Here is an 11,861-nt window from a genome sequence, read left to right on the forward strand (position 1 = left end):
CAACATTTGTTTGCCGATTTTCTACATATGTTGTAACATTTCGTCTTTTACGCTAAAAACTTTCAACATATGACCACTTTATTTAGGTGGACTACAACTACATTGCGATACCGCGAATTACCAAGTTGTTTGTTTTTTTAATCCAAAAAATATAACCCAAGGTTTTTCACCTAACCACAATTCTATAAGAAATGAAGCGTATAAAAATCCTTTTCATTTGTATCAGTTCTACTCTCGCCTTCGCTTGTAAAGAGAATAAAGTCCCCATTAGCCAAAATAAAGGTATTTCTGTTACTGCCAATAGCACGGGGCTCAATTTAATTTGGGAGGGCCAAAGTAGAATTTCGGGTACCAAACCGCTATTCCAAGGAATACGTCCTGAAATGGACAGTATAGTATCCAACAATACAGGGACAAGGAATAAATTTAACTTTAAATATCAAAACACTGAAGTGCCAGTTTCGGTAGGATACCTACCTTACCAAGATAGGGATGCTTTGGTATTGACCCTAACCACTAACGGGACACAGTCTATTCACGGAGAAGATTATGTGGGTTTGTTTTTTGATGATTTCCCTAATTACATGGATGGCATTGGAAGCTATCTTTTCGGGGACTGGGAATCATGGACCAAACCGGTAAAAGTAGATGATTTTAAAAGCAGTCTGCCAGAGAAGATTCAATTTTTTCTCTTTAGGTATGCAGACGGGGCGTATGGAGCTATCATGCCACTGGCCGGAAATGGATATGTGGCCTCCTTGGGGAGTCAGGAGAATAAATTTGGAGCAAGATCGGTTAGTTATAAAGACAATTTTCCCGCCGATAATGTTCCAATGATGGCGATTGCCTTTGGCCGTGACCCGTACCAAACCGTAAAAAACCTCTACGAGGCAGGCATGGAAGCCATGGATAAAAAAGAAGGGCTCCGTAAATACAAGTCCTATCCAGAAGTTTTTGAATCCATTGGTTGGTGTTCCTGGAATGCCTTCGGAGTAGAAGTAACCGAAAAGAATTTAATGGATGCCATGGCCACTTTTTACAATAATAACTTCCCCGTTCCTTTTATGTTGATAGACAATGGTTGGTTGAGCGTCAATGGAGAAGAGCAGCTAACGGATTATGTATTTGATAAGAAAAAATTTCCAAACGGATTCAAAAAAAGTATTTTGAAATTGAAAAACACTTACGGACTAAAAGATATAGGCGTATGGCATACCATGAACGGATTTTGGAGCGGGGTGTCCAAAAGAGATTTTGATCCCCCATATCAAAAGTTGCTTATGCCCTATTACGATAAGGAAGATGTACATGCCGACACTTTAAGCGGAAAAACATATTTTAGCCCGAACGCACTTTCCGATAAAGGCCAGCAGTTTTACGAACAATGGTACTCCTATTTAAAGGACCAAGGCATAAGTTTTGTCAAGGTAGACCAGCAAGCGGTCATTAAAAGAGTGGCCAAGGGACAATTGGATTCCGGTGAAGTGGCGCCTTTTTTGGAGATTGCGGAAAACATGGAGCAAAATTTACAGAACGCCATAGAAAATAATTTTAACGGCTCGGTTATCAACTGTCAAAATATGGCCCTAGAGGCCGTTTACAACTTTGGTTCATCTGCCATTGCCAGAAGTTCGGACGATTTCTTTCCGAAAGTAACTGCCTATTACAGCCTTGAAGAGGAAAAGGGCAATGCTGCCGCCCATATCCTAATGAATGTGCATAACGCCAACTGGCTTTCCAATTTGGTGTGGCCAGACTATGACATGTTCCAGTCCCATCACAAAGATGGAGAATACCATGCCATAAGCAGGGCTATAAGTGGCGGACCAATTTACTTAACAGATGAGCCGGGAAAACAAAATTTTAAAATTCTAAATAAACTGGTATACAGTCAGGGCAAAATTCTTCGCCCCGAACAACCTGGTAGACCCACAGAGGATTGTTTATTTCAAATTAACGAGCCCAAACCCTTCAAAGCCTTTACGAAAATTGGAGAAACCGGTATTATTGGGGCTTGGAACACCGTAGACAAAGACCTTGTAACCGGAACAATTAGCCCCTCCGATGTCCATAGTATTAAAGGAAATAAATTTGCCGTTTATGAACACTTTAGCCAAAAATTAAAAACGTTGGAGAGAAATGAATCCATGCCAGTGCAGCTCGGGAGAATGGGCTATGCACTCTATAACATTGTCCCTATAGAAAATGATATTGCCCTAATAGGATTGGTAGACAAATACCTTTCCCAAAAAACAATAATAAGCCAATCTATTGAACAGGGAACGATAAAGGTAAATTTGAGGGCATCAGGAAAATTTGCCGGCCTACTCCCCAAAGAGCCGGTATCCATTTGGGTCAACGATAATGAATTGGCATCCGATACATGGTCCTATCAAGGGGGGCTGTTTGTTGTTTCAATTCCTAAGGTTAATTTTGAAGCACAACCCATAGAGCTAACCATTAAACTTAAAGATTAATCGCTATGAAGTGGAAAACGATGATGTGCTTGGTACCGATATTACTATTTACAACTATCAATCAAGCCCAAAAGAAAACGATATTACAGAACGTTTTATCCCATAACGATTACGGGCAGGAAAGACCTCTGTTCGATGCCATAGCAGCCGGTATTAATGCTGTGGAAGCCGATGTTGTATTCTTGGACGGGAAGCTTTATGTCGCCCATGGACCCGCTGAGGTAACAAAGGAAAACACCTTAAGATCCCTTTATTTGGACCCTTTACGACAAATTATAGAAAACAATAAGGGATATGTACTCCAAAAAGGAATCCCTTTTATTCTTTATATCAATACAAAAACTGCTGGGGAAACGTTGCTAAAGATCAATGAGGAACTGTCCAATTATCAAGATATAATTACCCGATTTAACGGAAAAAATGAAAGCCCTAAACCAATTACCGTTATTTGTGGCGGGGGAGAATATAAGGATATGCCCCAAAGATATATGACTGGGGAAGGCAAATTGGGAATTCCTGAAGAAATTCCGGCCTCTAGAATATACATGGTGAATTTAAACTGGAAAAAACATTTCAGCTATTCAGGAGATGGAAAAATGCCTGGAAAGGAAAGAAAAAAACTAAAAAAATATGTAAACGCTGCCCATTCCAAGGCCAGAATCCTTCGTTTTTGGAACAACCCGGACATAACATCCGAACATGGTCCCAATTTTTGGAAAACCGTTCTCAAGGAAGGGGTCGATCTGTTAAATACGGATAATCCAGAAGATATTGGATTATATTATAATAAAAAGTTCAATAAATGATCCTTGCCAAAGACGCTTCCTGACGGCTATTGTTTGTTTCAACTGAACAGTATATCATTTAATATTCATAAGCAAGGGTACTTCTTGTCTTGGGGATATCACCAAGATAAGAAGTATGGCGGCACTTGCCCATTATTTTTTTTGGCTTCCTTTATCCTATAGGATTTCCCATTCTTGATACCCGTATCTGTATCAATAGTTTATGCGTCGTCACAATTAATACTTTATAACCCATTTGCAAAGGAACAACCGCTTCTAGTTAAATACATACAGAAATTGCTTTTTTGAAAAGCAACCAAAACAATGTATTATACCTGTAAAATGGCTCGATTTACTGTGACTTAAGGTTATTTTAAACAGATTGACATAATGTTTAAAAATTCCATAAAATTAACATAGAAGGTATGCTGTTTTTTAAGCTTATAAGTATCTTTAACCCTTGTGTCAAGAGTGCTTCTTAGTGGTAGGCATTCGTTACACACGGATTTTTAATAGTACACTAACCCTATATATAATGATTAAAAAATCTTTTCTGTTGTTCGCAATGCTTGTATTAACCATTTCATACTCGTGCAAGGAGGAGGAATCTAAAACTCAAATGCAAAATGTAATTGCGGTACATGACGAAGTAATGCCAAAAATGGGAACTATAAGTCAGCTAATATCCCAATTGGAGGAACGCAGCATGGAGGACCATACCTATATGCTGGCAAAAAAAGACCTGGAATTGGCCCATAAAGCCATGATGGATTGGATGAAAGGTTTTAGCGAGCGCTTTAGCCCTAACGAGATAATGAAGGGGCAAGAACTTAGCGAGGAAAAGCAACAATGGTTAGATGAAGAGGAGGTTAAAGTAAATGCCCTTAAGGAACAAATGAATTCTAGTATAGAAAAAGCACAGCTATTACTCCAAAAGGAATAATCTTTTTAGAGAATTATAAAGTAGCTTTCTTTATTAAACTGCTTGTTAAATACCTCTTTCGTATTGGGAAGGGGTGTTTTTTTTGCGTTAGGGATAGCGGCGGCATCCCCGCAGCGGAGCAAGGGATATAGCCAATAGCCCGCCCGACGAAGGAGGGAACGCCCCTATTGGAACCTTAAAGGCTATAGAAATTAGGATATGGGCCGGCGCGATCATCAGACGCCAAGATTTATTAATTGAACCCGGTATTCTGAAATAGTGGGCTACCCGAGGCCTGTGGCAGATTTAAAAGTTTTTTGAAAAGGGAAGGTGAATGGCAAGGAAACGGTTTTTAGGGTTGCTCTTTCCATTGTAGGCTTTCCATAATATTCCTAATATCCTTTTGCAAGTAGGCGGCGGCCGGAAGAATGGAATCGTAGTTGGGCTTGGCATTAAAATATAGGGATCCGGTTAAAAAATGCCGTAGGCTATCGGTAACATAAAACTGCGATTGGGAAGCAGCATTTCCTTTGACCTCATAGTACATGCCATACACCTTGTCGGTGTCATTGACAAAAAGTTTTTCCATGATACCATCGGCCTTCATCACATGTTCGTAACTTAACTTTTGGGCATCGGTGAGCAATTTTTCCAAATTCCCGTCAATTTTTTTATAAGTGATGAAAATAGCGCCATTTAACTTGGGGTAATTGATGGTGACGGAATTAAGGTCGGTAGATTTCGTCTTCTCTACACCGGTATGTCGAAATTCGAAATGTGGGGTTGTCAACTGTTTTTCTCCTGTCTCCGGGTATTCTAAGCGCAACATGGCCTTGGGTTTTGGCAAGGTGTCTTCTTGGCACGAAAGGGTCATGAAACTTATAAGAACCGAAAGGCACAGGGCGTTAAATTTCATTGGGCAGGGTTATTTTTATTAGTTTTAAGCGTTTTTTATCCAAGCTTTCCACAGTAAACAAATAATTGTTAAAAGCAACTTGCTCCCCTATTTTAGGGAACCCGCCGGCTATTTCCAGGACAAAGCCTGCAATAGTTTCCGATTCGCCCTTTTTATCCTCAAATTCGTTTTCGTCTTCAATATTGGCTACCTTATAGAAGTCCCTTAAGGCAGTCTTACCATCAAAAACAAAGTTAAAGTTGTCTAATTTAGAAAAATTTAGGTCTTCATCATCAAATTCGTCACTAATATCCCCGACAATTTCCTCTATAATATCTTCTAGGGTTACAATGCCCGAGGTACCTCCGTATTCATCGACTACAACGGCCAAATGGTTCTTTTTAGTCTGAAACTCCAACAATAGATCATCGAGTTTTTTGTTTTCTGGCACAAAATAGGGCTCCCTGATCAGGGACATCCAATTAAATGTCTTTCGGTCTATATACGGAAGAAGATCTTTAACGTAGAGCACCCCTAAAACATTGTCCATATTTTCGGAATAGACCGGAATCCTAGAATAGCCGTGTTTTTTAATCTCATTTAATACATCGGTAAATTTTAAGTCCGAATTAAGGGCGAAAATATCTATTCGAGGGCGCATTACCTGTTTGGTATCCGTATTCCCAAAGTTTACGATGCCTTCCAAGATCTTTTGCTCTTCCTTGGTAGTGTCGCCTTCAGAGGTGAGTTCTAGGGCCTGTGACAAATGATCTACACTGATATTCGATTTTTGCTTTCCGAGCTTGTTGTACAAAAAAATAGTAGCCGAACGCATGGGAAGACTTAAAGGAGAAAAGATAAAATCTAATACCTTGAGCGGAAAGGCCATGAAAAAGGAAAAAGTATGCCTGTTTCTATTGGCGTATACTTTGGGTAAAATTTCGCCGAACATAAGGATCAGGAAAGTAACCACTACCACCTCCAATAAAAAGCGAACAGAAACAATACCTAAAATGGTATATGTTAAGCCTTGGAACAGGGTGTCTCCGATAGCGTTGAACAAGAGTACAATCCCAATATTAATAGAATTGTTGGCAATTAAAATGGTCGCCAGCAATTTTTTTGGTCTGTCTAGAAGTTGAACAATAATGTTTCCTTTGGCAGATTTTTTCTCTTCTATTTCGTTTACTTCGGTCTGCGATAGGCCAAAGAAGGCCACTTCGGCTCCCGATATTAGTGCAGAGCATATTAGAAGAATAAAAAGAATTATAATTTTTAACGTTAATGCGCCGTCAATTGCAATGAAATTTAACGGTAAACTGAGGGGGTCTGGGTCCAATGGTTAGAATTTAATATTTTATTTAATTTAAAAAGGCAAATCGTCTTCCTCTAAAGACGATGGTCTTTTGGCCGCATCAGAGGCGCTTTGGTCTTGTCCTTGGTTCGGGTTGGCTTGGTTGGCCTTGCTATCATTTTTGGTGCTAAGGAAGGTGAAATCCTGCACATGTACTTCCGTAGCATACCGGGTAGTACCGTCTTCTCCTTGCCACTGGCGGTTTTTTAAGCGACCTTCTACATATACCTTATCGCCCTTGCTCAGATATTTTTCACATATTTCGGCGGCCTTATTGCGTACCACAATATTGTGCCAGTCCGTATTGGTGACTCTTTCTCCGGTTTGCTTATTGGTATAGGTTTCGTTGGTGGCCAAAGGAAATCTTCCGATGCAATTGCCACCCTCAAAATAATGGACCTTTACTTCGTCTCCTAAATGACCAATTAGCATTACTTTATTTAATGTTCCGCTCATAGTGTATATATTACTTCAAAAATACTAAATTTTAAACGTATTTATAAAATCTGCAATTAAAACTGGAACTGGATATTCCGGAAGTGTGGACAAAGGTACTCCGTTTTCTAGAATAGTCGTAGTGCTTACAATCCAAAACTTAGTATGTAAATGCTGATGTGAAAGTTTATGGACGATATTTTTATCATTAAATAAGTATACTTCTGCGTCCTCTTTTACGCCGAGAATCTCGGGTGCGCTCTTAGAAACCTCGGTAAGGGCTACCTCCCGATCGGACTCTAACAAAGGAAACTCGTATAATTGTTGCCATATGCCATTTCCGGTGCGCTGCTGTACCAGGGTTTGGTTGTTGGCATCGACCACTACCAGATAATTAAAATAGCGATGCTTTACTTTCGCTTTTTTTAATTTTACGGGCAGGGAACCAATGCGGTCATTATTATAGGCGATACAGCCACTATTTAATGGACAAGTTTGGCAATCGGGTTTTTGGGGCGTGCATTGCAGGGCGCCAAATTCCATGATACCTTGATTATAATCGCGGATATTTTTTGGGGCCATGGCCTTTACGGCCAATTTTTTAAACTCCTTGATCCCTTCTGGCGAATTTATAGGTAGGTCTATGCCATAATACCGGGAAAGGACTCTATATACGTTTCCGTCTACAACCGGTACCGCTTCGTTAAAACAAATAGAAGCTATGGCGCTGGCCGTATAATCGCCCACCCCTTTAAGAGTTAAAAGTTCTTTATAAGTATTGGGAAAAGTGCCGCCATATTTTTCTACAACGATCTTTGCGGTAGCATGTAAATTACGTGCCCGGGAATAATATCCCAAGCCTTGCCATAATTTTAACACCACTTCTTCATCGGCATTTGCTAAATCTTCGACTTTTGGGAAGGCAGAAATAAACTTGTGATAATAAGGTGTTCCTTGTGCTACCCGAGTCTGTTGAAGCATTATTTCTGACAGCCAAATGCGGTAAGGGTCAAGGGTGTTACGCCATGGAAGAGCCCTTTTATTTGTGCCGTACCAGGCAAGAATTATATTTGAAAAAACCATCTCCTTTTCTGTAAAATGCAAAAGTAATGGTTTACCTAGTTAAAATTAAGTTCTTTAGAAGGGAAAGATAGAATTTAATTCATATATTTGCGTCCCGAAAAAAACACTTTGAAATCTATTTAGTTAAAATGACGAAAGCGGAAATTGTAACGAGAATCTCAGAAAAACTGGGAATTGAAAAAGGAGATGTACAAGCAACTGTGGAATCTTTCATGGATGAGGTAAAAACGTCCTTAGAGAATGGCGATAACGTATACCTAAGAGGATTTGGCAGTTTTATCATTAAGACACGCGCTGAAAAAACTGGTAGAAATATATCCAAAAACACTACCATAAAAATACCTGCCCATAACATTCCCGCTTTTAAACCTGCAAAGGTTTTTGTAGAAGGTGTTAAGAGCAACGTTCAAGTTAAATAAAACTAGTATTAACCCTTAAAATATAACTTTATGCCAAGCGGTAAGAAAAGAAAAAGACATAAGGTAGCTACCCACAAGCGCAAGAAGCGTAGGAGAGCTAACCGACACAAGAAAAAGTAGTTTTTAAAACTACTTTTTCTTTTTATACGTTCCTTGACATAGAAATTCGTAGCCGAATTTCCACGGGTTTAAAACAACCTGTACAACTTATTGTTTAATCATTTGTCCCTTCTCGATAGCTATCGAGAACCAAGGGGTGAATATAAATTAATTCAGGTGAATAGAGAATTAATCGTAAGATCTAGTTCTGAAGCCGTTGATTTTGCCCTGCTAAAGGATGGAAAACTCACTGAATTATACAAAGAAGAAGATAGTAACGACTTTGCCGTTGGCGATATTTTAATTGCCAAGGTAAGAAAGCCGGTCACTGGACTCAATGCCGCGTTCGTAAATGTAGGGTATGAAAAAGATGCTTTTCTGCATTACCACGATTTAGGACCGCAGCTTGCTTCAATGTTGAAATTCATAAAAAAAGTTAGTACTGGAAAATTAAAAGATTACTCTTTAAAAGATTTTCAGTTTGAAGAAGATATTGACAAAAATGGTAGCATCGGCGATGCTATTAAAGTCAACCAGTCACTATTGGTTCAAATAGTTAAAGAACCCATTTCTACGAAAGGACCGCGAATTAGCTCCGAGCTTTCTATAGCCGGCCGCTATTTGGTCATGGTCCCATTTTCTGACCGTGTTTCGGTGTCTCAAAAAATTGAGAGTAAAGAAGAAAAAGACAGGTTAAAAAGACTGGTAAGAAGTATTAAGCCTAAAGGGTTTGGGGTAATTATCCGAACCGTAGCAGAGGGAAAAAAAGTAGCAGAATTAGACAAAGATTTACAGAATTTACTGAACAAATGGACAGTAATGTGTAAAAAGCTCCAAAAAGCACCGCATCCATCCAAAGTATTGGTAGAACTCAATAGAGCTTCATCGATCCTTAGAGATGTATTTAATGATTCCTATACCGGGATTCATGTAGATGACGAAACGCTATATGGGCAAATTAAAGATTACGTGCATGAAATTGCACCGGAAAAAGAATCTATTGTAAAGTTGTATAATTCTTCCGTGCCCATTTTTGAAAAATTTGGGATAGAACGACAGATTAAAACTTCTTTTGGGCGCACTGCTTCCATGAGTAAAGGAGCCTATTTAATTATTGAACATACCGAAGCCTTACACGTAATAGACGTCAACAGCGGGAATCGTTCCAATAAGGCCAAAAATCAGGAAGATACAGCCCTTGAAGTAAATTTATTGGCCGCCACAGAAATTGCCAGGCAACTGCGCTTACGCGATATGGGAGGAATTATCGTAGTCGATTTTATCGATATGGGCAAAGGCGAGCATAGAAAAAAGCTTTTTGATCACCTTAGGGATGAAATGAAAGACGATAGAGCCAAACATAAAATACTGCCTCCGAGTAAGTTTGGACTTATACAAATTACAAGACAACGGGTAAGGCCCGAAATGAACATTAAAACAAGTGAGGAAAATCCTAACGGCACTAGCCAAGAGGTAGAAGCCCCAATTGTTCTTATAGACAAGATAATTGCCGATCTTGAAAAACTTTTAAAAGGACCGGCCAGGGATAATGGAATTACTTTAAACATTCATCCTTTTATTGCAGCCTATTTAACCAAAGGGTTCCCTTCCATTAGATTTAAATGGTTTATGGAACATAAGAAATGGGTTAAAATACAACCGAGAGATGCTTATACATATCTCGAATACCGTTTTAAAGACAATGACGGTAAAACAATATATTAAAAAAATTTAAAAAGCGATTTCCTAAATGGGGATCGCTTTTTTTTTGCGCCATACCGAACCGAAAATGAGCTGTTTTTTTTGGGTGTAGTTCCGTCTTCCTGCCTATGGGGACTATAAAAAAAGGACGCTATGTCATGCCTGCTCCATAAACATTAAAATATCCATAACACCTGTAAAATGGTTTTGGGCGTTCCCTCCTTCGTCGGGCGGGCCCTTCGCTATATCCCTTGCTCCGCTGCGGGGATGCCGCCGCGGTCCCTAACGCAAAAATCGGCACTCCCAACACCCCGTCCGATTTTCTTCTCGGGCAGTATGCGCCTAAGGGATGTATAGTTTTTACACACTATAAGATGCCAACTACTCAATAATACACAGTCTCCTTGTTTAAAAAATAACAGCTATATGCCTTTAAAACAGGTGGTTGTCCGGTTTTGGAAGGCAGTGGTTAAACTTGGTATTATATTTTCAATGGGTATAATAAGTTTAATCATTAAATAAAGAATCATGAAAAAATTATTTGTTATAGCAGTCGTATCTTTTGGGTCGTTCACCGCATTTGCCCAGCAAGTAGCAACAGCAGCCGATGTAGCCACTGAGATAGTTTCGCAGGAAGAGTTCTCTGAAATAGAAATCAGTGCCCTGCCAGAAGCAGTAACCAAGGCGGTAGCAACAAGTTTCCCTTCAGCGAGCATTTCAAAAGCATACGTAAACAAAAAGGAACAATATAAAGTAGAAGTGGCACTAGAAGATGGTACTTCCGCTAGTTTTATTGCCGATAAAAAGGGTAATTGGATAGAAGAATAATAACAAACTTGGCATTTTGATGCCTCCGATTATTGGAAAAACCCCGTAAACGAGCACTCGTTTACGGGTTTTTTTTTATGATAATTTTTAAAGAACGATAGCCTTATTGTTGGCCCTTAAATTTGGATTTCTACAGTAGTCTTATGCCCCTTACTACTTTATAACTAAAGAGCAAAATTTCTTTTAATCACCCTAAAAGACCTTTGAATATACAAAAAACCTACTTCCCTAAGAGGTGATTTGGGGATCGAATGCAGGTTTAGAACATCTACGATTCCTTTCCTCAGAAGTATACTAGATGAACAAAGTGTATAACGATTACACACTATTGGGGGCTACTACTCAATAATATACAATTTTGTTTTTTTAATAAAAACACCTAAAGTCCCTGTATACACGGTTTTGTAAGGTTTTTGGGAACAGTGATCAATCTTGGTATCATATTTTCAATAGGTATCACAAGTTTAATCATTAAATATAAGAATCATGAAAAAATTATTTGTTGTAGCAGTAGTATCATTGGGAACATTAACCGGATTTGCTCAGGAAGCAGAGGCAGCAGAAGCTGTAGGGGCAACCGAGATGGTAGCACAGGACGAATACTCTGAAATAGAAATCAGTGCCTTGCCAGAAGCCGTAACCAATGCATTGGCTAAAGATCACCCGGAAGCGACCATTTCAAAAGCATATGTAAATAAAAAAGAGCAGTTTAAATTAGAAGTAGCTCATCAGGACGGTACCTCAGCAACCTTATTTGCCGATAAAAAAGGTAACTGGATAGAAGAATAATAACAATGGAGGCATATAAGTCTCTAGAATGTTGAAAAAGCAGGTAGCCGATAAATCGGTTACCTGCTTTTTTT

General features: G+C 39.1%; 11 protein-coding genes. 7 read left to right on the forward strand and 4 right to left on the reverse strand.

Going from position 1 to position 11,861, the window contains the following annotated elements; all coding sequences use genetic code 11:
* Positions 1–191 precede the first annotated feature (191 nt).
* The 3 genes from BUA16_RS12830 to BUA16_RS12840 all read left to right on the forward strand — a co-directional run bounded on the left by BUA16_RS12830 (position 192) and on the right by BUA16_RS12840 (position 4,205).
* The gene (locus tag BUA16_RS12830; protein WP_072765157.1) at positions 192–2,477 is read left to right on the forward strand and encodes a Sip1-related alpha-galactosidase; all 2,286 of its coding nucleotides are present in this window, start codon (positions 192–194) and stop codon (positions 2,475–2,477) included.
* 5 nt (positions 2,478–2,482) lie between these two features.
* Entirely contained in the window at positions 2,483–3,283 is an 801-nt protein-coding gene (locus BUA16_RS12835) for a PI-PLC domain-containing protein (RefSeq protein ID WP_143150509.1), read from the forward strand.
* 598 nt (positions 3,284–3,881) lie between these two features.
* Positions 3,882–4,205, forward strand: a complete 324-nt coding sequence (locus BUA16_RS12840; protein WP_245795565.1) for a hypothetical protein — start codon at positions 3,882–3,884, stop codon at positions 4,203–4,205.
* A 331-nt stretch (positions 4,206–4,536) separates the two neighbouring features.
* On the opposite strand, the gene gldD is transcribed toward BUA16_RS12840, so the two are convergent.
* Genes gldD through mutY form a run of 4 tightly spaced genes read right to left on the reverse strand, consistent with a single transcriptional unit; the run spans position 4,537 to position 7,951 of the window.
* Positions 4,537–5,100 (reverse strand): gliding motility lipoprotein GldD, encoded by a 564-nt coding sequence (gene gldD, locus BUA16_RS12845; protein ID WP_072765160.1) that lies wholly within the window; start codon positions 5,098–5,100, stop codon positions 4,537–4,539.
* Complete coding sequence (locus BUA16_RS12850; RefSeq protein WP_072765161.1) at positions 5,090–6,418, reverse strand: gliding motility-associated protein GldE; 1,329 nt, start codon at positions 6,416–6,418, stop codon at positions 5,090–5,092. Before BUA16_RS12850 ends, gldD begins: the two co-directional genes overlap by 11 nt.
* 27 nt (positions 6,419–6,445) lie before the next feature.
* Positions 6,446–6,889, reverse strand: coding sequence for a single-stranded DNA-binding protein (locus BUA16_RS12855; protein ID WP_072765162.1), 444 nt, complete (start codon positions 6,887–6,889; stop codon positions 6,446–6,448).
* 24 nt (positions 6,890–6,913) lie between these two features.
* On the reverse strand, positions 6,914–7,951 hold the full coding sequence (gene mutY, locus BUA16_RS12860) for an A/G-specific adenine glycosylase (RefSeq protein WP_072765163.1): 1,038 nt from the start codon (positions 7,949–7,951) through the stop codon (positions 6,914–6,916).
* Between the two features lie 128 nt (positions 7,952–8,079).
* Between mutY and BUA16_RS12865 the strand changes: the two genes are divergently transcribed.
* The 4 genes from BUA16_RS12865 (at position 8,080) to BUA16_RS12880 (ending at position 11,787) form a co-directional block, all read left to right on the forward strand.
* Positions 8,080–8,370 (forward strand): HU family DNA-binding protein, encoded by a 291-nt coding sequence (locus BUA16_RS12865; RefSeq protein WP_072765164.1) that lies wholly within the window; start codon positions 8,080–8,082, stop codon positions 8,368–8,370.
* Between the two features lie 276 nt (positions 8,371–8,646).
* Positions 8,647–10,194, forward strand: a complete 1,548-nt coding sequence (locus BUA16_RS12870; protein WP_072765200.1) for an Rne/Rng family ribonuclease — start codon at positions 8,647–8,649, stop codon at positions 10,192–10,194.
* 504 nt (positions 10,195–10,698) lie between these two features.
* Positions 10,699–10,998 carry a hypothetical protein gene (locus tag BUA16_RS12875; protein ID WP_072765165.1) on the forward strand — a complete coding sequence of 100 codons (300 nt, stop codon included), beginning with the start codon at positions 10,699–10,701 and terminating at the stop codon, positions 10,996–10,998.
* Positions 10,999–11,484: 486 nt separating this feature from the next.
* Positions 11,485–11,787, forward strand: a complete 303-nt coding sequence (locus BUA16_RS12880; protein ID WP_072765166.1) for a hypothetical protein — start codon at positions 11,485–11,487, stop codon at positions 11,785–11,787.
* The last annotated feature ends 74 nt before the right edge of the window (positions 11,788–11,861 follow it).

The sequence above is a fragment of the Arenibacter nanhaiticus genome, assembly GCF_900141935.1.
GTDB lineage: Bacteria > Bacteroidota > Bacteroidia > Flavobacteriales > Flavobacteriaceae > Arenibacter > Arenibacter nanhaiticus.